General features: G+C 65.2%; 15 protein-coding genes and 1 pseudogene. 9 read left to right on the top strand and 7 right to left on the bottom strand.

What is annotated here, in order from left to right; translation table 11 throughout:
* Nucleotides 1–167 precede the first annotated feature (167 nt).
* The 3 genes and pseudogenes from QSK21_RS31610 to QSK21_RS31595 all read left to right on the top strand — a co-directional run.
* Nucleotides 168–1,199, top strand: a pseudogene (locus QSK21_RS31610) (IS4 family transposase); the annotation flags it as partial.
* A 2,169-nt stretch (nt 1,200–3,368) separates the two neighbouring features.
* On the top strand, nt 3,369–4,040 hold the full coding sequence (locus tag QSK21_RS31600) for a hypothetical protein (RefSeq protein ID WP_285701189.1): 672 nt from the start codon (nt 3,369–3,371) through the stop codon (nt 4,038–4,040).
* The gene (locus QSK21_RS31595) at nt 4,040–5,044 is read left to right on the top strand and encodes a phosphotransferase family protein (protein ID WP_285701187.1); all 1,005 of its coding nucleotides are present in this window, start codon (nt 4,040–4,042) and stop codon (nt 5,042–5,044) included. The genes QSK21_RS31600 and QSK21_RS31595 overlap by 1 nt, the downstream gene beginning before the upstream one ends.
* 100 nt (nt 5,045–5,144) lie before the next feature.
* Here the strand turns inward: QSK21_RS31595 and QSK21_RS31590 are convergent, their stop codons facing one another.
* From QSK21_RS31590 to QSK21_RS31580, 3 genes are all read right to left on the bottom strand, one after another.
* Nucleotides 5,145–5,675 (bottom strand): MmcQ/YjbR family DNA-binding protein, encoded by a 531-nt coding sequence (locus QSK21_RS31590; RefSeq protein ID WP_285701186.1) that lies wholly within the window; start codon nt 5,673–5,675, stop codon nt 5,145–5,147.
* Nucleotides 5,676–5,685: 10 nt separating this feature from the next.
* Nucleotides 5,686–6,111, bottom strand: a complete 426-nt coding sequence (locus QSK21_RS31585) for a hypothetical protein (protein WP_285701185.1) — start codon at nt 6,109–6,111, stop codon at nt 5,686–5,688.
* Between the two features lie 666 nt (nt 6,112–6,777).
* Entirely contained in the window at nt 6,778–7,206 is a 429-nt protein-coding gene (locus tag QSK21_RS31580) for a very short patch repair endonuclease (protein WP_285701183.1), read from the bottom strand.
* 123 nt (nt 7,207–7,329) lie between these two features.
* Here QSK21_RS31580 and QSK21_RS31575 point away from each other — a divergent pair, with 123 nt between their 5' ends.
* Together QSK21_RS31575 and QSK21_RS31570 are read left to right on the top strand one after the other, a co-directional pair.
* A complete protein-coding gene (locus tag QSK21_RS31575) occupies nt 7,330–8,301 on the top strand; it encodes a DNA cytosine methyltransferase (protein ID WP_285701182.1) in 972 nt (323 codons plus the stop codon).
* A gap of 88 nt (nt 8,302–8,389) precedes the next feature.
* The gene (locus QSK21_RS31570; RefSeq protein WP_285701180.1) at nt 8,390–9,646 is read left to right on the top strand and encodes a DNA cytosine methyltransferase; all 1,257 of its coding nucleotides are present in this window, start codon (nt 8,390–8,392) and stop codon (nt 9,644–9,646) included.
* Nucleotides 9,647–10,488: 842 nt separating this feature from the next.
* Here the strand turns inward: QSK21_RS31570 and QSK21_RS31565 are convergent.
* Nucleotides 10,489–11,288 (bottom strand): IS5 family transposase gene (locus tag QSK21_RS31565; protein ID WP_285701191.1). Its coding sequence is split into 2 segments (ribosomal slippage): nt 10,489–10,964 and nt 10,964–11,288, totalling 801 coding nucleotides; the frame shifts between segments, so codons are not numbered across the junction.
* A 114-nt stretch (nt 11,289–11,402) separates the two neighbouring features.
* Between QSK21_RS31565 and QSK21_RS31560 the strand changes: the two genes are divergently transcribed.
* Nucleotides 11,403–12,179, top strand: coding sequence for a transposase (locus QSK21_RS31560; RefSeq protein ID WP_285701179.1), 777 nt, complete (start codon nt 11,403–11,405; stop codon nt 12,177–12,179).
* Nucleotides 12,180–12,368: 189 nt separating this feature from the next.
* Here the strand turns inward: QSK21_RS31560 and QSK21_RS31555 are convergent, their stop codons facing one another.
* From QSK21_RS31555 to QSK21_RS31545, 3 genes are read right to left on the bottom strand one after another with little or no spacing between them, the layout of a single operon-like run.
* The gene (locus tag QSK21_RS31555) at nt 12,369–13,244 is read right to left on the bottom strand and encodes a DUF6339 family protein (RefSeq protein ID WP_285701177.1); all 876 of its coding nucleotides are present in this window, start codon (nt 13,242–13,244) and stop codon (nt 12,369–12,371) included.
* Nucleotides 13,241–14,203, bottom strand: a complete 963-nt coding sequence (locus QSK21_RS31550) for a hypothetical protein (protein WP_285701175.1) — start codon at nt 14,201–14,203, stop codon at nt 13,241–13,243. Before QSK21_RS31550 ends, QSK21_RS31555 begins: the two co-directional genes overlap by 4 nt.
* Complete coding sequence (locus QSK21_RS31545; protein WP_285701174.1) at nt 14,200–16,305, bottom strand: helix-turn-helix transcriptional regulator; 2,106 nt, start codon at nt 16,303–16,305, stop codon at nt 14,200–14,202. Before QSK21_RS31545 ends, QSK21_RS31550 begins: the two co-directional genes overlap by 4 nt.
* A 448-nt stretch (nt 16,306–16,753) precedes the next feature.
* Between QSK21_RS31545 and QSK21_RS31540 the strand changes: the two genes are divergently transcribed.
* Genes QSK21_RS31540 through QSK21_RS31530 form a run of 3 tightly spaced genes read left to right on the top strand, consistent with a single transcriptional unit; the run spans nt 16,754 to nt 26,560 of the window.
* A complete protein-coding gene (locus QSK21_RS31540; protein WP_285701172.1) occupies nt 16,754–21,421 on the top strand; it encodes a DEAD/DEAH box helicase in 4,668 nt (1,555 codons plus the stop codon).
* On the top strand, nt 21,418–23,358 hold the full coding sequence (locus QSK21_RS31535) for an ATP-dependent helicase (RefSeq protein WP_285701170.1): 1,941 nt from the start codon (nt 21,418–21,420) through the stop codon (nt 23,356–23,358). The genes QSK21_RS31540 and QSK21_RS31535 overlap by 4 nt, the downstream gene beginning before the upstream one ends.
* The gene (locus QSK21_RS31530; RefSeq protein ID WP_285701168.1) at nt 23,342–26,560 is read left to right on the top strand and encodes a helicase-related protein; all 3,219 of its coding nucleotides are present in this window, start codon (nt 23,342–23,344) and stop codon (nt 26,558–26,560) included. The genes QSK21_RS31535 and QSK21_RS31530 overlap by 17 nt, the downstream gene beginning before the upstream one ends.
* The last annotated feature ends 7 nt before the right edge of the window (nt 26,561–26,567 follow it).

The following is a 26,567-nucleotide window of genomic DNA, read 5'->3' as shown; positions in this document are numbered from 1 at the left end:
GCATCCTGATCGACACCATCAACGCCTACATCGCCGACTGGAACCAGGACGCGAAACCCTTCATCTGGACCGCCAAACCCAAAGAGATCATCGCCAAGGTCCGCGTTCTCCAACGCGACTACAAGAAGCTGCTTGCCAACAACTTCAAGTAAGCGATCTTCAGTTACAGGACACTAGTGGGGTCGCTGCAATCGATGGACTCCTGGCGCGATGAATGGCGGGTTCCGTCGACGTCGGCGATCACGCAGGCGCGGCAACGTCTGGGTGCTGATCCTTTGCGTCTGTTGTTCGAGCGGGTAACGGTTCCGGTGGCCGGCTTGGGCACGAAGGGAGCGTGGCTGGCCTCGCGGCGGCTGATGGCCATCGACGGCTTCATGCTGGATGTCCCGGACACGCCGGAGAACGCCGCTGCGTTCGGCCGCCATGGCAATGGGTTGAAACAGAGCGCCCTTCCACAGGTTTTGGTGGTCGCGCTTGCAGAGTGCGGGTCCCATGCGATCATCGGCGCCGCGTTCGATGGCTGCCGCAGCGGGGAGCAGACACTCGCCGCCGATCTGGCGGGCGATCTCGAAGCGAACATGCTCGTGATGGCAGACCGTAATTTCTACAGTTACCATCTGTGGGAGACGTACCGTCATAGTGGTGCCGACCTGCTGTGGAGGGCGAGTGCGTCGATCGATCTGCCGGTCGTGGAATGGCTGCCGGACGGATCGTATCTGTCATTGATCTTCAACCCGCGGACATCTAAATCACGCCGAAAACGAATGATCGAAGATGCCCGTAACGGTGTCGGCGTCGACCCGGAATTCGGACATCTGATCCGCGTCGTTGAATACGACATCCCCGACCGTGAAGGGAACGGCAAAGACGAGATCATCTGCTTGATCACGTCGATACTGAACCCTGCCGAGGTCAGTGCGGTCGAACTGGCGGCCGCCTATCATGAACGCTGGGAATTCGAAGGACTCATCGACGAGATCAAAACCCACCAGCGTGGCCCGGCAAGGGTTCTGCGGTCCCGATCACCAGAAATGGTACGCCAGGAGATCTGGTCGCTGCTGCTGACCCACTACGCGATCCGGCGCTTGATGTGCCGGGCGGCCGACGAGGCCGCTGTCGACCCTGACCGATTGTCCTTCATGCGATCACTTCGAGTCATCCGCCGCCAGGTCACCGCGCAGGCGGACTTTTCCCCCTGACCACCGGAAAAGAGCTTTGAACGAAAGCCTCACCGAAATAAAACAGCGGCAGGCGGGACGTCGGAGAAATCGGACAAACCCACGAGTCGTCAAGCGGGGGCGCCACAATTACTACCGAGTCAAGAACGCTGGCCACCATGGCATCCGCCACTCCGGAGCACCAACGATCAGGATGCTGGGCCGATCCCTAACTTAGCGGTATTGCCACATAGCCAAGGGGCCAGCACGCGCACTCCGAGGGACAACCGATCCGGCGGGGCCCGGAACTCCCCTCCACTGACAGCACGTCTCACGGCAGACTTCTCCATACGTCATGATGGCCGATGCGAACAGGCCGGGACAGTGATCCTGGTCGAGGAGGGACGCCTGCCGCCATGCCCCTCGAACCCCGGTTCCGCCGCGTCGCAGCGCTGCACCGCCGCTTCGTCGATCGTGAACCAGTACTCGCCGCGTTTTTCCACGAGCTGGACCAGATTGGCGGTTCGCCGCGCGTGCTCAACCTGGTCGGCGTCGGCGGGATCGGCAAGTCCCGGCTGCTACAGGAACTGAAGGACCGCTGCTCGTCCACGCACCGCACCGCGACACTCGATCTGCAGGTGCCAGCAATGCGCCAGCAAGAAGACGCCCTCGCCGTCGTACGGGTAGAGTTCGGTCGGCAAGGCATGAAATTCGACCGCTTCGACATCGCCTACGCGGTCCTGTGGCAGCGGCTCCATCCACACCTGCGGTTGTCGCGTAATGAGCTGCCCTTCGTCTCAGAAAGCGAAGCCCTCACCCAAATTTTGGACGGCGCGGCGGGCCTGCCCGTCTTCGGAACCGGCGTCGGCCTGGTCAAGCTGGTCGAGAAGGCCACGACCGGCGCGCGCCGCCGTCGACGCATCAAGGTGGATGAGACACTGCGCAGCCTGGACGAACTGACGAATGTCGAACTGGCAGACGCGGTCACCTACCTCTTCGCCGAGGACCTGCGCGAGGCAAGTACCGAGAAACCATTCGTGTTGTTCATCGATGCCTACGAAGCTCTCGTCCCGACCCGGCTCCGGTCCGGACGGGCGGCGGGAACGGACGTGTGGCTTCGTGACCTGGTAGCCCAGCTCGACCGAGGCCTGACGGTGGTCGCAAGCCGGGAACGGCTCGGCTGGGACGTCCACGATGAGGCGTGGAACGAGGCCATCCACGAACATTTGGTGGACGGCTTGCCCATGCAGGCCCGGCTCGATCTCCTGACCGAGGGCGGCGTCACCGACCATGCCGCCCGCCATGCCATCGCGGTAGCCAGCCAGGGCCTCCCGTTCTATCTGCACCTGGCGGTCGACACGCGAACCACGGCCAGGCAGCGCACCGTCGTCTCGTCCGAGGAAATTCTGCATCGGTTCATCGACCATGTGGCCAACGAGGAGATCCGCACGCTGGAGTTGCTGAGCGTCGCCCGCGTCTTCGATTACGAGATTTTTCAGGCCGTCGCGGACGCGTTCGACCTGCCCCGGCACCGGATGGCGTGGGAGTCCCTGACCGCGTACTCCTTTGTCTATCCCGCTGGCGCCCACGGCCAGCGGCTACACCAGCTCATGCGCGCGGCCCTCCTGCAACGGCTGTCCGAGCCCGCGATCCGCGACGTCCAAACGATTCTGCGGGCGGTCTGGGATGCGCGCGCCCGCCGGGAGCACGAAACCGAAAATGGCCTCGCCACCCGAGCTCGCGCCGTCCGTGAAGCCGCCTACTGTGGCCTGCATTCCGGCTCACTCAGCGGCATGGGCATCCTCGGCTACGCCGACCGGGCGCTCGCCTGCGGCGGCAAACAGGCGGTGGACGGGATGCTGCGCGACTTGCAGGAATATGTGGACTCCCGAGCCGCCGAGGCCGACCTGTCGCAGGCGGCACGCTGCCTTGAAGCCGAAGCGGCCGTCGTGCTGGGGGACGCCACGACAGCGGTCGGGCTGACCCCGTCCATCGACTGGAGTCTCCGGGACACCATCGGGGCGCGCCTGGCCATCGCCGCAGCCCACGGCCGCCGCATCGCCGGCGACACGGCCAAGGCGATCGAAGTCTTCACGACGGTGTGGAACAGCCACGACGGACCCGTCCGGCATCGAGCTGGCTTCTGCGTCGCCGACCTGGACATGTCGCAAGGTTCGCTTCAGGACAGCTCTCGATCTTACCGATCAGTTGGTGGCCGAGGCCCCCAGCGGAGACTTCCTCCTGCGCGGCGATGTCGTCCGGCTCCAGCACCTCGCCTACCGCTTCGCGCTCGACTTCGATGCCTCGCAGCAGGCACTGGACACGGCAGCCGAGCTGTACCGTCGTGCGGGCACCATCGTCGAGCCTGCCAACGTCCTCACCAACCGGGCCGAAATCCTCGCCTGGACGGATCCAGCCCAGGCCGTGAACGCCGCAGCCCAAGCCATCGAAGTTCAAACCGAACTGGGCGCGTTCCATGAACTCGGCAAGGCGTACACCGCCTTGGCCATCGCTCAGACCAGACGCGGCCACCTCGAAGAGGCCACGGTCTCGTTCCAGACCGCAGCCGAAGCGCTGGAACGAGCCCGCTACCGCTCTGGCCGCGCCCGTGCCGAACTGTTCTGTGCCTTCCTCCACGCCCGTAGGGGACGACTGGACGCGGCGCTCGCTTCCGCACGCTGGTCGGTCGAGGAGTTGATCGCCGCGGAGGTCTATCCGACGCTCATCATGATGGCCGAACAGTTCCTGGAGGCGATCGCCATGGCCGACCCGGAGATCTCCGCCGCGGCCGAGCGCGCACGTGGGCAGATCCAGCCACTGGACTCGCTCGACACGCTCCAGGCCCGGACGGCGGCGTTGGTGACGGCCCTACTGGAGAGCTGATGGCGTGGACGGATCTGTACGAACGGGCTCAGGCGCGCAGTGACGCGGCGGCTGGCTACTACAACCACAACATCCGCCTCGACACAGCCGACGGGCCAGTGATCGTCCGCATTCCCATCCACGGCGCCGACATCATGGACCTGAGAATTTGGCGCGAGGAACCCGTCCTCACCGCCATCGCGCCTTACGTCCGGCACGCACCACACCTGCTGTTCACCTCGACCGACCCGCCTTTCCAGGTCCACCAGTACATCCATGGCGAGGTCCTGAACGACATCGCGCCGCGTGGTGTCCCCGTCCCCGACCACGTGACCGCCGATGTCGTCGCCCTGTTCAGCCAGCTCACCCGCGTCCCTCGCGAGAAACTACCGCGCCTACCCGACGACTGGCCCGCAGACGGCGACTGCACCGCCTTCGCGCGACGGCTACACGCCCTCACTCAGCAGATCTACGACACCTACCGTGAGGAATACGCCGATCTCTACGCGGCATTCGGCGTCCCCACCGAACCCCTGGCCGCGATGGAGGACAATTGGCCGCGCCTGACCTCCCGGCCCTTTGTCTGCGTCCACGCTGACGTGCACCGCAAGAACATGATTGTGGACGAGGGGGTCAGCACCTTCCTCGACTGGGAACTGGCCCTTTGGGGCGACCCCGTTTATGACCTGGCTGTCCACATCCACAAGATGCAGTACCTGCCGGGTGAACACGAGGGCTTGATAGCACGTTGGCTCACGGCCATGCCCGCCGACCACACCGCCGACTGGAAGAAGGATCTGGACGCCTACCTGGCCCACGAACGCATCAAGTCGACCATCGTCGATGCGGTCCGCTACTCCCAAGTCTTCGCCAACGGCGGCCCGTACCCCTACCCGCCACCACAAGTCATCGACATGATGACCGCCAAAATAAACGCCGCCCGCGTCCCCTGGGGCATCAAGGACCCTATAACCGCAGCCACGGTAGCCGAGGCGTTCCACGCTCGCACTCCGCGTCCACACTGAACGGCTGCCCCTGCCAGGTTCCCTGACCATCTCTCAAGGCCGTCTTTGTCAGAAGCGAAGCCGACATCGGAAGGTCGCCATGACACCTCGAGACCTGGGACTAGCGCAAAAACATCCCCTTCTCGGCCAGGGCCTCGGCGAGGATGCGCACAGCCTTCGGGCCGACCCCGTGAAGAGCCAGCAACTCGGCCTCTGAACGGGTCGCGACCTGTTCGAGCGTGGCCAACCCAGCGCCAAGAAGGGCCCTCGTGGCCGGCCTGCCAATGGAGGCAGGCAGGTCAGAATCCACCCGCCTCGTCCCGGCCGCGCTGAGCTCTGCCGCCAACTCCTTGGGAGCACGGCAGAACCAGGCCGCCCGTACCAAGGCGTTGAGGTCCTTGCCGTTCACATCGTCCAGCGGAACCCGGAAACCGATGGCCTTATCGCCCCGCAGTATCCGCTCCCCGGTCGGATGCGCGGACTCCGCGGCCTCGATCTCAGCCTCCGGAAGCTGAAGCTGCACGTCCCCGTCTTTCGTGACCGACACAAATCCCTTGCCGCGCACCGAGAACGCCGCCATACCGAAGTGAGTCCCCTCCTCGACCTCAGGGAGGGCGAGAGCAGCCTTACGCAACTGCGCCATGGTGGTCATGGGCGCGATGCTAGCCAGCGCCGCCCACATCTTCCTGAACTGGGCCATCCGGGGCCTGCTCAACCGGAGGAGCCTCATCGGGCCAATCGCGACCGACCCGCCAGCGCCTGTAGAACCAGACCCCACCCCCGGCCACAACCACGAGCGCCACCCCGCCACCCACGTACCACCCCCAAGGAGTACTGGTGTGGCCGGAGACGGTGATGAGCTCGAGCTTCCGCCCCTGTTCGACCGAGGGGAAGTCCCGCGGAATGCTGATCTTGTCGTCGTCATCGAGGAGCTCGTTGTTGGCACGGAAGTCGTCCAGGCTCTCGTACGACTTGCCCTCCGAGTCCACGATCGCCACCCGGTGGTTGGGCCTGCACACGAGGAACAACGTGATCCAGTTGAAGTCCTTCTTGCCCCCGCGATCGACAAGGACCTTCTGCGAGTACACCTTCCCAGCCGCCTCACAGCTGGTCTGCGTCCCGGACGAACCACACGCCGTAACCAGCGAAGCAAGAGGCAGCGCAACGAGCGCACTCAACCTACGAACACTGACCCGGGACGCCTTCCCAACACCGAACACGCACGGTCTCCCCTCGATCGCTCTTCGGAGCCCAGTGTCACAGCATCAACAGAACCCGCCACCCAAAAACAATAAAATCCCCGCACCCCCACCCACCACCTGACCACCGCTGCATCACCCACCAACCGGGCGATCGGCCTACCACCCGGACAAGAGCCGATCAACGCCACCGGCGCGATCAGCACGCCCAACCGCCGTGGTCAAGACCGCAAGGTCTCATACACAACAGGCCGTCCAACCGCCATCAGACCCGGGTCCGAGCCTTGGGCGAACAAACCGCCCCCACCTCAAGCGCTGGTTCGTACTCGGCCAAGCGCGTCATTCTCCAACCGGCGTAGGAACCGGGGAGGACAGCCCTGTACGCGCGGACCAGCTGCCACGCTTGCAGGTATCCAGCCTGCCGGAAGCACCCCCTGCGCCGGCTCGACGAGCGTCGGCCCATGCCGCCGGTTCGCGAAACAGCACTCGATGGGCGGCATCGAAGGAAACCCACGGATGGTGCCCGATTCCCCCGCGACCACATGCACTACGGACCTACGGTCTGCGCGAGCGGACGACTCTGGCGATTCGAAGCGCGGCCTCAGTGGGGTCCTCGTGCTCCCAAACACGGATCACCTGCCAGTCGGCGTCCCGGAGCAAGCGATCCGTTTCGGCGTCGCGCAGGCGGTTCCGCGTGACCTTATCGGCCCAATAATCGGCGTTGGTGCGCGCCTTCGTGTGATGATCGGGACAGCCGTGCCAGAAGCAACCATCAAGGAAGACGGCCACCTGGACCTTGGTGAACACCAAGTCGGCCGTCCGACGAACGGCGGGCAGGGGTCGGATCGACACGCGGTAGCGCAGGCCGAGCGCATGTACGGCGCGACGGAGAGCGAGTTCGGGCTTGGTGTCCCGCCCCTTGTTCCCCTGCATGCTTCTACGGACGCCTTCGCTTGAGGCCCTCGTCGGCCTGACCACTCCCATGGTTCAACCGTATGGGCGTTCGGGCGCCGTCACCTCCCGATCAAGGAGATCGACTCGCACGGACGGGATCGAATCGTCGGACTTGGCCAATAGCCTCTGTCCCGAGAGCGGAGGGAGGCCGAGATGGCACGGCTGACGAGCCTGGAGATCTGCTCCGGGGCCGGGGGACAGGCGTTGGGGCTGGAACGGGCCGGGTTCGATCCCGTGATGCTCATCGACAACGATCCTGATGCATGCGAGACAATCCGGAGGAACCGGCCCCATTGGGATGTGCGGTGCCTTGACCTCCTTGACTTCGTCGGAAGCGATCACGAGCGCGTACTGGACGTCGACCTGCTCGCCGGTGGGACTCCCAGGCTCGCCTACTCCGTCGCGGGCAAACGGCGAAAGCCCGAACACGAGCGTCGTGACGAGTTGCGGGCGGCGGTATGGCTCGCGACCGAGGTCCGGCCACGAGCGATCATGTTGGAGAATGTACCCGCCCTGGTGAAGGAGGCCCGGTTCGCCGAGACACGCGGTTTCGTGGAGCAGGAACTGGAGAACAGCGGCTACGAACTCGCATGGAGGATCCTCGACGCGCAGGACTTCGGTGTACCTCAACGGCGCGAGCACGGAGTGATCGTGGCGATGCGTCCGGAGGACATGATCCGGTTCGAATGGCCGGAGGCCACGGGGACCGCCGCCACGGTCGGAGAGGTCCTCTGGGAGTCGATGGCGAGCCGCGGCTGGCGCGGAGCGAAGGACTGGCGCGACATGGCGAACGAGGTCGCGCCGACGATCGTCGGCGGTTCGAAGAAGCGCGGAGGCGCCGACCTCGGGCCGTCGAGGACCAAGAGCATCTGGGCCAGGTTGGGGGTCAACGGCGGCAGCCTCTCCAATGAGGTGCCGGGGCCTGACTTCGTCTTGGATCCCGGCGACATCAAAGAGGGCCTTCCCAGGCTGACCGTCGAGCAGGTGGCGGTGCTTCAGGCATTCCCGCACGACTGGTACTTCGCCGGAGGCAAGACGTCCCGTTACAGGCAGGTAGGACAGGCGATGCCTCCGCCGCTGGCGGCCGCTTTGGGCCGCCAGATCGTACGGGCCATGACGCACTGACCCTCACCAGGGCGTTCGCGCACTCGTCGTCCACAACATGACGCTCCCGTCTCTCACCGGGCACGACGCCTCGATAAGGTGACCTTCCATGACCACCAGTCCCACCAGCACCATCAACGTGATCGATCTCTTTGCTGGCTGTGGTGGTTTCACTCAGGGTTTTCGGGAGTTCACGGCGACTCCGCAAGGCAGGGAGTCGCCGTTCCGTACGGTCGGCGCCGTAGAGGTGGACATCGCCGCCGCATCGACCTATGCGGTGAACTTCGCCGACGAAGCCGGGGGTACGGATCACATTTTCGCCGGCGACGAACAGGGCGACGTGACCAAGTGGGACCCTGGTCAGGTCGAGGCCGACGTCGACGTGATCCTCGGCGGTCCTCCCTGTCAGGGATTCTCGGGTCTGGGCAAGGCAGAGCAGGACGACCCACGGAACAAGCTTTGGCGAGACTACATGCGCGTGGTCAACGCCCTCCATCCCAAGGTCTTCGTCATGGAGAACGTCGACCGGTTCTTCGGGTCACCTGAGTACAAGGAACTTCGCCGGACCCTGCAGGAGGCGACCGAGCGACCCGACGGCCAACTTCGCGATTACCATTTGGAGTCCGGCGTTCTGAACGCAGCCGATTACGGAGTGCCCCAGGCCCGGAGACGCACGATAATCCTTGCCACCAGACGGGATCTGATCGCCGAACATCCCGAGAAAAGACCTCTGGTCCATCCTAAGGCCACCCACCGAAAGCCAGAGGCATCCGACAAGAACTCTCTCATTGAGGTCGATGACATCTTTCCTCCATGGGTTGCGGCCCGCACCGTGTTCGAGATGACTCCGAAGGAGACCTCGACCACCGCGCTTCCGGACAGGGTGACCGCGCCTTTGGGCCATGACGTCCCCGGTTCCTTCAAGACCACAGACCTGCACATCGGGCGCAACCCTAGGCCCCTATCCCTCGCCCGGTACGCGGCCATCCCCGAGGGCGGCAACCGTCATGACCTTCCGCCCGAGCTCTCCACGGACAGTTGGTTGAACCATCGCAGCGGCAGCGGCGATGTCATGGGCAGAATGTACTGGGACAAACCTTCGGTGACCATCAGGACCGAATTCTACAAGCCGGAAAAAGGAAGATATCTACATCCGTCTGAAAATCGTCCGATCACCCACCTTGAGGCGGCCCTTCTTCAAGGATTCCCGCGCGACTTCCTCTGGTGTGGAAGTAAGATCCAGATCGCCCGCCAGATCGGGAACGCCGTTCCCGTGGGATTGTCCCGAGCCATTGCAGGACAGGTGTACGCCTACCTTGAGATCACGGGGCAGGTAAGACGTCCCACTGTGCGCAAGACCGCCTAGGAGGAGGGGTCCGGCGGGCGCGTCGCCCCTGCGCACCTGGGGATCTGCAAGACAACAGGCATCGGACCAGCATAGATGCCGCTCGACACCCCAAAGAACGCGGCCATATGCGGCCCGGTATGGGGCAACGCGACCTGCTCGGCTACGGTCTCTGCCCGGTCTTCGACAAACTACCGCTGTGGCTACCGTCGAGATCATTCCTTATGAAGAACTTCTCTGGCCTCCCTCCAGGCGGTCATGCGGCTCGGCGGTTCCGGTGCGATCGCTGAGATCGTCGAGGACGTGCTGAAAAGAGAGGGGTTCTCCGAGCAACAGCAGGCCGTGTTACACGGCACAGGTCCGCAAACCGAGATCGGATATCGCCTGGCATGGGTACGGACCCTCAAGGGCATGGGCCTGCATCGGTCCTACGTTCTGAAGCACAGTAAGACCGTGGGCGTGGACAACAAGGGGGACCTGCCCGTAATGAGAAGGAGACCAACGGTTCAGACGATACAAGTTGGCGTGGCGAACTGCTGAAAACGCTCATACGTAGATCGCCGGGGCGCCTCCGAGCGGCTGACACGGCGGCCACCCCGAAGGCGGGGTGTATTAATACAACGGTGACAAGACCTAGCGGCGACGGGGATCGACGGAGTAGGGGCCTATCGCATGTCACTCGTCAGCTTCCCGGGTCTTCTTCCAGTGCAAGCGTTACAGTGGCAGTGTGTGGGCTTCGGCAATTCGGGACGTTCACGGGGACGCGAAGGCCGAGGCCACCCGTGACGAAGCACCATCGGTGGACCTGCTCGACGGCCAACGCCTATGCGATCTGCTCAAGAAAGACGAACTAAGAGCGTGTCTCACGTGGTCAGTTTGGCGAGTTTCTTGTAGCAGGTGATGGTGGCCGCCAGCGTCAGGAAAGCGATGAATAGGTGGCCGTGCCGCTCGTAGCGGATGGTCAGCCGCCGGTAGCCGAACAGCCAGGCCGGAGTCCGTTCGATCACCCAGCGGTGGCGGCCCAGGCGCTCGCCGGACTCGATGCCGGGACGGGCGATGCGCGGCACGATCCTCCGTCCGCGCAACCAGGCCAGATGCTCGGCCGAGTGATACGCCTTATCCGCGCGGACCTTGACCGGCCCGCGGCGGCGTGGCCCGCGCCGGGACCGGATCGCCGGCAGCGCCATCGGCAATGGCTGCAACGCCTGGCCGTCGTGGACGTTGGCAGCCGAGACCGCGACCACCAGTGGCAGCCCGGCCGCGTCGGACAACACGTGGAGTTTGCCGCCTTTCTTGCCGCGATCGACCGGATCGGGACCGGTCGGCGTGCCCCCCTTTTCGCCCGGACCGCGGCGGCGTCCACGATCGCCGACGCCCAGTCGATCCGCCCGCGCGCCCCCAGTTCGTCCAGCACCGCACGGTACAGCCGGGGCCACAGCCCGGCCTTGGTCCAGGCGGTGAACCGGCGATGCGCAGTGGGCACGCTCACCCCGAACTCACCCGGCAGATGCCGCCACGCGCAACCGCTGGTCAGCACGTACACGATCGCGGTGAACACCGCCCGATCCTCCACCGCCGCCGTGCCACCGCCCCGGCGCCGCGGCGTGAACTTCGGGATCAACGGCTCAGCGATCTCCCACAACTCATCCGGCACCAGCCGCAACGCAAGATCCGACGACACAACCCCGCATCATCCCGCAGATCGCACGCAATCCACGTGAGACACGTTCTAAAGGTTGTCCCGTAACGGCCGGGCGCCCGGACCGATGATCTTGCTGTGGAGCAGGTGATCAGTGCGGATCGGACCGCCTGGGTGCCGGTGTTCACGGGATTGTCGGTCCGTCAGTTCCGCCGACTGGTACGCATCGTCGCCGGAAGGGGTGGTGAGCAGACCGGCACGGGCCGCCGATGGGGCCTGTCGCCGGCCGACCGGGTGCTGCTGATCGCGGTGTACTACCGCACCGACCTGACCTTGCGGCAGGTCGCGTTGCTGTTCGGGGTGTCGAAGTCGGCCCCGCACCGGGTGGTGGACCACCTGGCGCCGCTGCTCGCGCTTGCCCCGGCCGGCAAGCGGCACGGCCCGGACACGGTACTGATCGTGGACGGGACACTGGTCCCCACGCACGACCGGAAGGTCACCGCACCATCGAAGAACTATCGGTACTCGGTGAACATGCAGGTCGTCATCGACGCCAACACCCGTCTGGTGGTAGCGGTCGGCCGCCCGGTGCCGGGCAACCACAACGACTGCACCGCCTTCCGCGACTGGGGTGCCGACAACGCCTGCCGCGGCGCGAACGTGATGGCCGACGGCGGTTACCAGGGAAACCAGCAGGTCATCATGCCCTACCGGCGTCCGCGTGAGGGTGGTGGGCTGCTCACCTGGCAGGTCGAGCCCAACACCGTTCACAAGAAGGTCCGAGCACGCGTCGAGCACGCCTTCGCGCACATGAAGTGGTGGAACATCCTGCGGAACTGCCGCCGCAAGCGCCACGGCGTCCACTACGCCACCAGCGGCATCGCCCTCATGCGCAACCTGGCCATGGCCGGCTGATCCAAGACGCCGCCAGGAGGTGGCGACACCCGCACCAAACCAGCACGTCTTAATCATTACGGGACAACCTTCAGGGTGAAGACGACGAGACGTCAAGTCGACGACGTCACGATAGACGAATCATCTTTCGGTGCAGTGTGATTCGTGTGACCGAAGTCCGGTCGCTCGAAGACGGCCTCGACACTCTGTTCAAGATGGTTCGTCCGCCTCGGGACGCCGCTTGCCGCGGACGGGGGCCTCTGCGAACAGTCGCTTGAAGATCGGCACGAGTGTGTTCACGGCGCCCAGAGGGGCACGTCCGTCGTCCGGACCGTGCGGCAGGTCGTCCAGTGGTACATGTGTGGTGTCGAGTTCCTCGATCCAGGCGAGATAGGCATCGGGGTCGGGATCCGCGTCGGGGGCGATCGCCTCGAAGAACAGCGTGGTGCCGGCGGCGTTGACCGCCTGTGCCAAAGCGTTGACGTCACGGCCCGTCCGCACCGTTCCGTCGGACAACAGGTGAAGGATCGCTTGGGCGGTCGGCCTGTGGAGGATCACTTCAAGGCGAAGCACGGTATTGAGGACGTCTTGGTTACCACAGGCCACGACGGAGGGGCCGTAATCATACCCGTCTCGGAACAACTCGGCGGCCCACCACAGACGCGCGAACGCTTGGGAGTGGTATGGGCCGCAGAAGCGGTTCCGGTTGACGGTGGGCACCCCTTGCACACCGGCAGAGCGGCCCAGGTGACGCCAGAACACGTAGTCCGGTGCCACTCGTAGAGCCAGATGATTCCAGAGACCTGCTTCGGATGCTTCACGCCGCGTGAGCCGTAGTGTCGCATGAAGCCGTGGAGCCAGCCAGGCGTCGGCGTCAGTCCGCTCGTCGCCGAAGCGTTTCATCGCTTCGATGATCAGTTCGCGGACGGGCTCTGCGGACCAGCGCGGTTCGTCCGGGAAGGGTTCACACGCCTTGTCGATCGCGGCCATGGGCAGCGGCTCGCGTTCTTGGAGAACGGCCGTGGTCAGGAATCCGACCGCCACCTCGTCCGGTAGCAAGGCAAGACGTTCCGGTGTGGTGCTCATTCGTTCTCCTGGCCGGTTCGGCGGAGCGTGCGAATGAATCCGCCGAGGTTACGCGGAAGGCGCGCCTGCTTGGCTGTGGCGTGTAGGAGGTTGGCCTGAAAATCCCCGCCGCCGTCTCCGTCCCTCCGACGGTTGGCGAGCTCCGACAACGCATCGTCCGGGGAACGATCCGGGAAGACGTCCGGGAGAAGACGCTTCAGTGTGGCCTCCCGCCAGCCGCCGGGCCATTCAGGGGCATCCGAGTCGGGATCTATCGCGTACACGGCGGCATTGAAGAGCACGGTCCATACGTCTTGGGCGATCTGTGCCGCCACAGCGTCGCGCGCCGAGCGGTCGACCGTGCGGGTGCTCTCGATGAGCGAGACCAGACCTTCGAATCCCTTGTTGAGGTAGAGAACGGGCTCCTCGCCGATCGCCTCCACCATCCACGGGTCCGATCTGAAGGGATACAGCCGGCCGTCCTCATCGCCGAAGTCCGCCCAGACGGTCTTGATCGTGTTGCTCTTCACCGGAGTGCGGGCCTGCAGGTCGACCGTCCACGTGTCCTCCGTCGCACCGATCATCCTGCCTTCCACGCCGCCCACGGTTCCGACCAACTGGCCTGTCAATTGCACACGCCCGACATGGCGATCGCTGTACAGGACGATGTCGCCACTCCAGATGCCGGGTGCCTCCTCCTGGAGCCGCGTGGACGTTCGGACATTGGTCCGACGTTCGGAGTGGACCGCGAAACAAGTCACGTCCTCCCAGGGGCCCGACTCCAGTTCGTGCTGTGGGGCGTGGAGCCGGACGGACAGTCGGGCCGTCTCCCAGCGTCCACGTTCCACCTCATGCAATGCGACGATCCGCTGGGCCACCGAGACCATCGCGTAGGGCAGAGCGATGTCGTCGAGACGAACCTCCCGAACCTCGAGAGAGACGTCCCCGGCGACCACGGGGTAGGGGATCAGCCGTCTCATCGGTCCTGCTCCTTCGCCTGGACCAGGTCGACCTCGACCGCCGCCATTTCGGCGGCGACCGGATGACTCGTCACATCGCTGACACATGAGAACGCCGCCGTGCGGGCGCCCGAGGTGAACACCAGTCGTTGATCCTCGGTCACCTTGCAGTTCGACTCGGCCGAAATACTTGCCCAGGCGACCAGAGGACGAGGACCGGACCGGGTGGCGAACCGCAGGACCGGGCGGACGGACCAGGGGTCCTCCCGCTCCGGCAGGCGCACCTCCACGCGCAACCGCCATGCACCGTCGGGGCCGACCTGCCCCATGGCGCTTTTGACGGTTGGGTAACCCGGCCTGCGAGGTGCCGGAGGCGGATCGAGCCGGAGCAGGTCACGGAGGGCCGGAGGAGTTTCGTCGACCTTGAGCTCGGGAGGCTTCACCACACTGCGAACCCGTTCCAGCATCGCCCGCCGGAACTCACGAAGCCGAGACGCCGCCCCTCTGGCATAGGTCGCCGTGAGGTCGTCCGTCGGCTTCCAGTCGGAGTGTTCGGGTGGTTCCGCGGTCCGCAGGAACCTGTCCGCCTGTTCCACGTCCTGACCTCGCCTCCTGGTGGCCTGCCCCGCGAGCAGGACGGCCTGGAACGGAGGAGACCCCAGGGGCACGTCCCCCACCGGCCTTTCGAGTACCACCATCCGGCTTCCGCGCATGCAGACGAGGTGGTTGGGCTTGTCGTCGTCTTCGGCGGTGGGCGTCACCAGGAGCACGGCCTGGTGCTCGACATTACCGGCGCTCCTGGCCTCCTTGAGCGGCGGAACCGATAGCGGAACGGTCGTCTCGACGACGTCATCGGCATTGGTCATCTCGGAAACCGTTTCGCCGTCGAGGAAGGCTCGCATGGCACGCGACCGCGCCGGTTGGTGGACATGTGGATCGACCCGTTCCTCTGTCACAAGGACGACCCCATCTCGCAGGGCTTCTACGGAGGCCTCCAACATGGGCGAGGAGTCGCGCCCGGAGACCATGCACGCCCAGAAGTTCTTCGCCAGACTTCGCACGAGAACGGAGTGCATCGACTCCAGGTCGGTGGCCTCTCCGGCGGCATCGTGCACTCCGACTATGAGGAACGACGTGCCGGGGTCGTTGCCGCCGCGGGTGAGATGCAACTTCTCGACCGTGCTCTCATCGGCCCACCAGGACCGAGCGGCGCCGCCCCGCTGGGGATCCGACTCGCCCAGCCAGGCAGGACCTGCGTACTGTCGCCCGTCCACCTCACGCCATGGAAGATCCAGGCGACCGATCAATCGGCGCTCGCGACGTCCCTCGAAGGGATCCGACAGCGTGCTGTGCATCATGACCAGACCGAACTGGCTGGCCGCCCACAATGTGGCCTTGCCCAAGCCGTACGACCCTCCGGCCGTCGCGCTCTTATGGCTGTCAAGTTGCCGCCGTACAACCGCCGCGAACTTCCCGTCGTCGTATTCAGGGCCCGTGAGCCCGGAGGCGTTGTAGTCGTCGACCCGGAGAAGCAGGAGACTGCTGTTGGCCTTGAGCTCCCGCAGGCCGTTCAACAAGACCCGGCCGACTTTCTGTCTGGGGTCCGCCGCGGCGTCGAAGTGAGGAAGCAGCTCGTTCCAGCGCAGGGCGTCGAGGAATCTGTACAACCGTTCCCCGGTGAGCTCGTGCAGCACGTATCTGACCCGGACCGGCCTGCTCTGGTCGACCCGCTCGTCGAGGCTGTTCTGCGTCGCCTCCCTGGCGAGGACGGCGAGGTCGGACTCGAAGGCGAAGGCCGCGGCATTGCCGAGCTCGCGGCCGCCGTCGGCATATGCGGGCCGATGATGCCACTTGATGATGCCCGCCGAATCGGGGGCATCGGTCCCCGCCATGGACGACCCGGAGGCGAGCCCGAGGATTCGCTCGATCTCTTTGATCTTCTCCATGCGCGGCTCGGCCCGGCCGGTGATCCATGCGGACACGGCGGCACGGGTGACGTCCAGTTCGTTGGCCAACTCGACCTGGCTCATGCCCCTGCGTCGGAGCTGCCGGCCGAGCCAGGCGCCGAACTCCTGGGGCTTCTCGTTCAACGCGATGACCTCGTCTCCGGTCGTACGGATCACTCGATGCGACGCGGTTTGACAGTATAGGATACGTCAAAGATCGTTTGACGCGTCCGGATGAGGTCGGATCTCTATGCGAACCCAAGGGGAGGCGAGAACGTCGACGTCGAGACGGTGTGGACAATGCCCAGAGTGTCTCGAGCGAGTAGATCTTGGAGTCAGGGCTTGCGCGAACTCCTGTTGATGTGCTCCACTTGCATCGCCCGGAATCGGCACGTGGAATCGCTGCGTCGACATTCCATCTGAGGCGAGCCGTATCTCGCCGTGGCCATTGCCGGACAGAAGTACTTGACAGCTGGTCGAATCCCTTAGGGTGGCATCTCCCTGGACCGACCAACTGAACGACTTTTCGGTGCACTCGTTCTGCGAGTGTACGAGTGCACTCCTCGGCTCACCTGAATTCAGGCCGACCGTAACACTTCCCCCTGCGTCAAGGAGAACTCCGACCGTGAGCCCCTCCACAGAATCCTCTGTCCTGCAGGTCGTCCTCGAGCAGACCAATCGAGTGCTTGAGACCTACCGTATCGACCCGGGTCTCATTCAGGAGCATGCCAACGGCGAACGTCGGATCACCCAGGGCGGCTATGGCGACCGGCAGCTGTACGAGCTGGTACAGAACGGCGCCGACGAACTGCTCAACGATGTCGGCGGCGAGATCGCCGTCGTGCTGACGAAGTCCCATCTCTACTGTGCCAACCAGGGCACCGCGATGACGCCGGAGGGCGCGGACACCATCCTGCGCATGGGCGTCTCCAGGAAGCGGGGAGGCCAGATCGGACGATTCGGTGTGGGTGTGAAGTCCGTCCTCAGCGTCACCGACTCCCCTCAGTTCTTCAGCCGGGAGGACGACAAGAGCTTCGGGTTCGACCGCGACTGGGCCAGGGAACGGATCAGCGCCGTCCGGCCCGAAGCGAAAGAGTTCCCCGTTCTCCGCATGGCGCAACCGCTCGATCGTGACAAGGCCGCGGCCGCGGACCCGGTACTGGCCGAGTTGCTGGAGTGGGCCACGACCGTCGTCCGGCTCCCGCTGAAGCCCGGCGAGTGGAACCGTCTCGCCACCGACCTGGAGAACTTTCCCATCCAGTTCCCGCTCTTCTCGCCGCACGTCGGCACCGTGACACTTGAGATCCGTGGCGGGCCGAGGGCGGTCAAGCGGCAGATCTTCCACAGATACGACGGGGACCACCGAACCCTGCAGGTGGATGAGACCTCCGGTGCGAGCACGATAGAGAACTGGCGTGTCTTCACCAAGACACACCGCCCGTCCATGAAGGCGGTCGGCGAGGCCGGCGAACTCCACGACCGGCCCGAGATCGATGTCTCATGGGCCGTCCCGGCCAGGGAGGGCCGGGGTGCTCAGCTCGGCCGGTTCTGGGCGTACTTTCCGACCAACTTCACCACGACGCTCCGAGGCATAGTCAACGCCCCTTGGAAGACGAGCGAGGACCGCCAGAACCTCTATGACGCCAACGCGTTCAACCAGGAACTGATCGCCGTCGCCGCCGAGTTGGTGGTCGACTCGCTGCCGTCGTTGTCCCGCCCGGATGACCCATGCGCCCACCTCGACCATGTGCCGGCGCGCGGTCGGGAGGAGCCACAGTTCGCGGCGACCGAACTCGTCAGAACGATCTGGAAGGTCGCAGCAGGCAGGCCGACGCTGCCCGACCAGGACGGTCGGTTCCAGACCCCCACCGAGATCATGCTTCACCCGGCGGACCTCAGGCCGGAATGGCGAGAGCTCTGGGCCGGATATCCAGGACGGCCCAAGAACTGGTGTCACCACTCCGTCGAGCGCACCAGGCATCGCCGCGACAGCGCGGAGCGCAACCTCGCCGTCGCCGGATCCGCGCCCGCCTCGGTACGTGAATGGTTGGAGGCGCTGGTCGCGGACGAGGCCCCCGAATCGTCGGCCCGCGCGATCATGATCGTCGCGGACATGCAGCGACGGGGGCACCACTACACCGAGGAGGCCAAGAAGGCCAAGATCATCTTGACCGATGATCTCGGCCTCGTCGCACCATCGCCCAACGTCTTCCGCCGTAGCTCCAGCGACCGGCTGGAGGACAAGATGACCTACGTCGACGACCGGGTCCTCACAGATGAAGCCGTTGTTCGGGCGCTCAACGAATTGGGAGTGCATGAAGCCGACGCGGCCGGTCGCTTCGCCTCCATCCTGGAGAAGGGCTTCATCGGCTACGGCGATGCCGAGTGGGCCGACTTCTGGGAGCTGTCCCGTCAGGCCGGCCCCGCAGAGACACTGGCGGCTCTTCGTGCGAATGCCATCGACACGGCCAAGCTCCTCATGGTGAAGACGGTCTCCGGTGAGTTCCGGCGGATCCGCGACTGCCTACTGCCCGGCAAGATCGTCCCGGCCGACGGCTCAAGGGACGCCCGGATCGCCGTGGACATGAGGTTCCATGCCGCCGACCGGGTCATTCTTCGTGACCTCGGCCTTCTCGAGGGTCCGGTCACGGGCGTCGATCCTCGTGAGGAACCATGGTTCGAGCAATACGCCAAGCACTATCACCAGTGGTACTGCGAGCAGCTCGCCGCCAACGCCTCACGTCCCCAACTGAGGACGATGCGTTTCGACGGTTCGAATCCCGCCGGCCCATTGGGCTTCCTCACCTCTCTCTCCGAGGAGGGACGCGCGAACTTCCTGCGTGAGCTCCCGCAACGAGGCCTGGTGTCCACGTGGCGGATGCAGGTCGGGACGAACCACTCGACTCGAAGGAACATCAGGTCACCGCTGAAATGGCTGGCGCAGAAGAACGGGCGGGTGAAGACCTCCCGGGGCCTGCGAAAGGTGATCATGGCGGTGGGACCCGCTCTCCGCTCCCACGGCGATGTCCTACCGGTCGCCGAGCTCCCCACCGCGGTCGCCGAGGTGTTGGACATGCCCGGCACCCTCTCAGAGATCAAGCCGAGGATCTGGAGGCGACTGGTCGAAGAGGCCGCGTCCAGCGAAGACGACCCGTTCCCAGGCAAGGTGTACGCGTTGCTCTTCGAGGCAGGTGCGGATTGGCCGGAAGGGGCGCCCACACGCTGCCGCATCGGGGACGAGTGGAGTTGCGAGCCGGAGGACGACGAGATCGTGGTGACGGCGAGTCGTGACGAGTACGACGCGCTCGTCCGCGAGCGTGTCCCCGCGCTCTTGGCGCCGACCGACGACGTGGCCGAACAAATGCGGAGAGAGTGGCGCATGCGTTCGCCCGACGACGTCATCCAGAAGGAGATCAGGACCGTCCCGCAGGCTGAACCGGTACTCCTCGTCGAGGAGTTCCCGCATTTGAAGATGGTCCGCCGGAGCCAGGTGGAGGGCTGGTCACTCGTCCGCTGTAGTGAACTGGAGGAGATCACCCGCACTCCCAGCGGGACCCGGGCGATCGTCATCGCCGCGGCGGCACAGCCGCAGGACCGCATCGTGTTCGTGCGCGACCCGGAGAACGATCTCGCCGCGCTTCAAGCGGTGGACGGTCAGCTCAAGCTCGGCTTGGGACGGAATGGATGCCAGGGCATCCTCGATCGACGTGAAAAGCAGCGCAACAACGAGAGACTGCGGCGTGCCCGACAAGCCGCCGATCCCGCGGACAAAGTGCTGGAACTGGTCGGCGTCGACGCGCTCAAGAGCGGTCTTCCACCGGGACTCCTGGAGAGTGACGAGATCGAGAGAGGCCGAACCGCCGACAGTCGTCGCGTCGCCGAACTCGCGGCCAACGCCTACGGAACCGGTCTCCTCCGTCAGTACCGCAAGGACATCGAGGGCAACGTGCCTGAGGCGGCGGCAAGGTTCGCAGGCGACTCGAAGTCGATGCGGCTCGTGAGCGATCTCGGGCTTTCGGAGTCGTACGCCGGGACGCGCGGAGAGACGCTGAAGCCGATCGAGATCGTCTCCGGCCCGACCGCATACCCGCGTCTGCACGATTATCAGGAGAAGCTGGCGGGCAAGTTGTTCGATCTGCTCACCCGCTACCGTGCCCCGAAGGCCATGCTCTGCCTGCCGACCGGTGCGGGCAAGACCCGTGTCGCCGCCGAGGCCGTCATTCGAGTCATCAAGGAACGCGGGCTCCACGGGCGACCGGTGCTGTGGATCGCACAGACGGAGGAACTGTGCGAACAGGCCGTCCAGAGTTGGTCCTTCGTGTGGTCGAAAGTCGGGCCGGCGGAGCGGCTCACCATCAACCGCCTATGGTCCGTGCGGGAGGCCACCGCCATCACGGAGTCGCCGCACCTGGTGGTCGCGACAGACGCCAAGCTCGAATCCTGCTTGGACAAGAGCGAGTACGACTGGCTGCGTGACGCCGCGATGGTCATCGTGGACGAGGCGCACACCTCCATCACCCCTCGATACACGAAATTGCTCGCATCACTCGGCATCACCCACCGCTCGGCGGCGCGGCCTCTGATCGGGCTCACCGCGACCCCATATCGAGGATTCAACGAAGAGGAGACTCGTCGGCTGGTGGAGCGCTACGGCGGTACGCGCCTGGACGAGGGTCTCTTCGACGGTGATCCGTACACGGCGCTCCAAGAGCTGGGAGTGCTGGCCAAGGTCGAGCATCGACGTCTGAAGGGGACCACCTTCGAACTGACGTCGGAGGAAGTGGAACGAGCCGCCGGATTCCAGGGACGCCTGCCCGGGTCCGCGGAGCTTCGTCTCGGTCAGGACATCGAGCGCAACCGCATGCTGCTCAAAGAGATCGAGGACCTCCCCGAGGGCAACAAGATCTTGCTGTTCGCCACCTCCGTCGCCCATGCCCAACTCATGGCGGCCAAACTGAACGACCGGGGCATCAGGGCCGCCTCCATCGACTCGGCCACACCAGACACCGAGCGACGGAACCTCATCGAGGACTTCAGGCTCGGCAGGGTCAGAGTGCTCACCAACTATGGCGTCCTGGCCCAGGGGTTCGATGCCCCGGCGACCGAAACGGTCATCGTGGCTCGTCCCACCTACAGCCCGAACATGTACCAGCAGATGATCGGCCGTGGGTTGCGCGGCCCGAAGAACGGCGGCAAGGAGACCTGCCTGATCCTGGACGTGGACGACAACATCACCAACTACGATCAGAAGCTCGCCTTCACGGAGTTCGAGGATCTGTGGAGCCGACGGTGAGCGACGTCTACGCCGAAAGCCCACCGCTCACCGACGAACAGCGAGCGGTGGTCGAGCAGCCGGCCGCCGCCAAGATCCTCGTCACCGCCGGTGCGGGCGCCGGCAAGACGCACACCCTGGTCCGGCGCCTCGACTTCCTGATCGCCGATGAGGGGGTGAGCGCGGGGGAGATCCTCGTGCTCACCTTCTCTCGCGCAGCGGTACGGGAGTTGCGAAACCGCCTCGCCGCACACGGGGACTCGGCTCGGTACGTGCGTGTGCAGACGTTCGACTCCTGGGCGCTCGACCTGCTGATGCAGGTCGACGCCGAGGGCGCCTGGCACGAACGGTCGTTCGAACAACGCATCGCCGGTGCATGCGAGGCCATCGAGAAGGGACTTGCCGAGGATCTGTTCGGCGACGACCTGATCCATGTCGTCATCGACGAAGTCCAGGACCTGGTTGGCAAACGGCGCGAACTCGTCGAATCGCTGCTCGATGAGTTCGATCCCGGCTTCACCGTGGTCGGTGACCCGGCACAATCCATCTACGGGTTCACCGTGTCAGATCTCGACCGCCGTTCCGGTGAGACCAACCAGTTCTTCGTCTGGCTTCGCAACACCTTTGGGAGAGACCTCCTCGAGTTGCGGTTGACGAAGAACTTCCGGGCCGACACCGACGAGGCCAGAACGGCCCTGCCTTATGGCCCGCTCCTGCGAGAGGTCGCCGAGACCTCCCGGCGCAATGATCAGGACCTGTACGGCGAATTGCGGGCCGAGCTGCGCAGCAACCTCGTTCTCGGTGAGCTCGACGAGTTCGCCGCATCGGCCCTGACAGAGTACGAGGGGAGCACCGCCGTACTCTGCCGCCGCAACGGCGAAGCACTGGTCATCTCCGAGCGACTCGCCTCATATGCGGTCGAACACCGACTCCAACGATCTGCACGGGATCGTGTGGCACCCGCCTGGCTCGGCCTTCTGTTCCGTGCGGTCGACGGCACGGTGCTCACCCGGGCACGCTTCGACGAGTTGGTCCCGGCCCTTCCACTGCCCGCCGATACGGCGCCCGACCGGCTCTGGAGCCTCCTGCTCCGCACCGGGACGGGACGCGGCAACGATCGCACCCTTGATCTCGCAAGACTCCGCAGGGCCTTGGCCACGGGTCGGCTACCGGATGACTTGACGGCCCAGCCGCCGGCACGACTGGTGGTGTCGTCCTTCCACCGGGCCAAGGGTCTGGAGTTCGACCGAGTCGTGATCGTCGACCCGGGTCCACTGCCGGAGGGCAAGGAGGGACACGCTCGCACGGGGAGGAGATCGAGAAGAGGCCATGCGATCGATGCCGATGAGGAGGCCCGCCTCCTCTATGTAGCGATGACCAGGCCCCGTCAGGACCTGCTCTGGCTGGAGCAGCCGGACATCAAGTTCATTCGGATCGATGACGCCGTCCACCGGTGGGCACGCTACTCCTTCAAGTACTGGGCTCGGTTGGGACTCGAGTTGGTCGGCGGTGACGTGCATTCCGACCAGCCGGCAGGCATGCGGGACTTCACGGCGGATCCGGTGGAGCTACAGGACTACCTGGCGACCAGCGTACGCCCAGGTGACGACGTCGTACTGGAACGCCTGGCTCCGCAGGCGATCGGGCCGAACGAAGGCCCGCCGTACCTGATCATGCATGATGATCGCCCCATCGGAACGGTATCCGACCGATTCAGATCCGACCTGTTCCGCCATATGAAGCCGAACCGGACCTTCGAGCCGCGGAACTGGCCACGACGCCTGACCGGCGTCCGGATCGACGCCGTCGAGACCGTCGCGGGCAGCGAGGCGGCTGGGATCCAGGCCGGGCTCGGTCCTCACGGTGTCTGGCTGGCCCCCAGGGTCATGGGGCTCAGTTCGTTCACCTATGACCGCAAGACCCACGGAGAGGAAGAGCCTGGTGTCACGACACAGTGACCATTACCGATTCAGGTCCGAGCTCGTTGAACGGCTCCAACGCGATCTGCTCGGCCCGGTGGGAGGGGATGCGGAGATCCTCTCGGACGCGCCGATCACCACGTACGCCACCGGTGTGTTGTTCCCCCGGCGTGACAACGAGGAGGATCTGCTCGCCGCCACGGCCGAACGGGACGTCGACCTGGCCGAGGCGTCCCTCGAGGTGGATGAGGCACCGGATACGGGTGTCTCGATGGCGAACCTGCAGAGCCCTTCCTCTATGGGGATCACCTTCGCGGTGAACCCGGACATGGCACCCAGCGTCACGATCACCGTCACCGCTGCGATGTACGACCCCATTGACGGCGAGGGCAACATCGTTCGGGCGAAGCGGGCGGAGCAGCGCAGCACCCGTGAGCACGACCTGCGCTGGCGCCGCAGAGCCGTGCCGATCGAACCGTACACGCTCGATGTGACCGACCCTGGTTCGTTCAGGGTCGAACTGGCACCGAAGCTGGATCTCAGGCTGCGGGTGCGACCGTCCGCAGGTGATCCGCCGGCGGTCGCGGTCACGGCCGCACTCGTCAATACCGACCGGATCGGTGCCTACGATCTGCAGGACGCGCACTCCTTCTTTCAGCCGAGCATGCGGATCACGAGCCCCCAAGGGACCGCGACCCTGATCGAACGCCCTGTCCCTGTGGGGGCCGACGAGGACGAGGTCCGTGTCAACAAGTTGCTCTATCGGCACGCTCCGACCTTCGCCGTCGGGCACGGTTGCGCCGCCGACTGGGACTGGGACCCACCGGAGCCACGCGATGACGCCCTGCTGAACGGCCGGCCCGCCGCCGTATCAGAGGTCCGGACCGCCTTCGTCCCGACCTTCGAGGTCCTTCTGACGGACTCCAACCCTCAGATCGACGTTTCAAGGCTGGAGATGCGTCGCCTGGCCGAGGCGCCGGAGGACGAGGTCTTGGCGGCATTGCGCGGTCTCGTCAAGGGTTACCGGGAGTGGATCGCCGAGCGTGCCGAAGAGGCCAGATTGCTCAAGGCGACCGAGTACGGGTGGGCGGCGGAGCGGCAGATCGAGCAATGCGTCACAGCCTGCGACCGCATGGAGTCCGGTATCGACCTGCTGCGCAAGCGCCCGGATGTGATGACGGCCTTCCGCCGAGCCAATCGCGCGATGGCGATGCAGCGTGGCCGAACCGCGTGGATCAAGGCGGGTCGAGAGGGCCGGCCACGCCTGGACGGCCGGTGGCGTCCCTTTCAGATCGCCTTCCTGTTGCTGTGTTTGGACGGCATCCATGACCCGGATCACGACGATCGCCGGCTCGCCGACCTGTTGTGGTTCCCCACAGGCGGCGGGAAGACCGAGGCGTACCTCGGCATCATCGCGTTCACGGTGTTCCTGCGCCGCAAGCGCAGAGGCCCACAGGGCGGTGGCGTCACGGCCCTCATGCGGTACACACTGCGGCTGCTCACTCTCCAGCAGTTCGAGCGCGCGGCCACACTGATCTGCGCCATGGAGATCATGCGTCGAGAGAACCCCCAAGAGTTGGGCACCGAGACGATCTCCCTGGGAATGTGGGTCGGCCGTGCGGCCACGCCGAACACGGTCAAGGACGCCGCGCAGAGCATCAAGCGACTGCGCGAAGGTGACGAACTGCAGGAAGAGAACCCTGTGCAACTACGCGCCTGCCCATGGTGCGGCAAGGCGATGGACGCCTGGAACTACGAGGCGGATCCGACGATCTCGGAGATGCGCGCCTTCTGCTCGTCCGATGTTTGCGAATTCCGTCAGGCGCTCCCCGTCCACGTCGTGGATGAGATCATCTATCAGGTCCGACCCACGTTGATCATCGCGACCATCGACAAGTTCGCGCAGATCGCATGGCGAGAGCAGGTCGCCGCCCTTTTCAACAGGAGTGGCGCCCCGGACGGGACACCACCCCCTGAACTGATCGTGCAGGACGAGTTGCACCTGATCTCCGGACCGCTCGGCAGTCTCGCCGGACTGTACGAGACCGCGATCGACATCGCCGCGGACGAACCGAAGGTGATCGCCTCCACGGCGACGATCCGGCGCGCCGAACATCAGGTTCGACGTCTGTTCAATCGGCGGGTTCGCCAGTTCCCACCGGCCGGCCTCGACGCTCGTGACTCGTGGTTCGCGGTGGAGGCGTCCGCGGTCGACAAGGCCTCGCGTCAGTACGTGGGTCTGCTCACGCCCAACACCAGTCAGGCGACCCTGTTGGTCCGGGCGTATGCCGCGCTCCTGCACCATGCCGCGAAGATCGGTGGTGAGGACGCGGTGCGTGATGCGTACTGGACGCTCATCGGCTACTTCAACAGTCTCAGGCTTCTCGCCGCCGCCGAACTCCAGTTCCATGACGACGTCCAGGACCGCCTCAAACTGCTCGCCGATCGGGAGGGGGTCGCCCCGCGCCCCGCAGAGCTGCTCGCGGAACTCACCAGCCGCGTGAAGTCCAGTGATATCCCGCAGCGCCTCAAGGACCTGGAAAGGGGGCTGCCCGACCGGGCGACCTTCGACACCGTCCTCGCGACCAACATGATCTCGGTCGGCGTGGACGTGGACCGGCTCGGACTGATGGCGATCATGGGCCAGCCGCAGACCACCGCGGAGTACATCCAGTCCGGCAGCCGCGTCGGCCGGCACCATCCAGGGCTGGTGGTCGTCATGTTCAATGCCGCCAGGTCCCGCGATCGCTCTCACTACGAAGGTTTCGCGTCGTACCACCAGGCGCTCTACCGCCAGGTGGAGTCGACCAGCGTGACCCCGTTCTCTCCCAGGGCACGGGACCGCGCCCTGCACGCGGTGCTCGTCGGCATGGCGCGACTACTGTACTCCGAGGCCCGTCCCAACACCGGCGCCGGCGACGTCGCCATGTTCGAGAACCGCCTGGAAGAGCTCAAGGACCTCATTCTCGCCCGTGTCAGAGCGATCGAGCCGAACGCCCCCGAGCAATGGCAGGGCACCGAGAACGACCTGTACGCCATCATCGACAAGTGGCGCAAGCTCGCGGCCGACAACCCGGAACTGCTGTACGAGGCCCCGTCCAACTTCAAACGCAGTGAACCGCGCGCCGCGGACGCCGCCTTGCTGCGTTCTCACTCGGATGAAGACCTCGACGACGCGTTCCGGACCCTCTGGAGTCTGCGAGACGTCGACGTCGAGTCCGACCTCTATTTGGAGCGGTGAACATGAG

Source organism: Actinomadura sp. NBRC 104412 (assembly GCF_030269515.1).
Classification (GTDB): Bacteria; Actinomycetota; Actinomycetes; order Streptosporangiales; family Streptosporangiaceae; genus Spirillospora.
The sequence above is the reverse complement of the archived record's forward strand: the minus strand, read 5'-3'. Positions and strand labels throughout refer to the sequence as shown.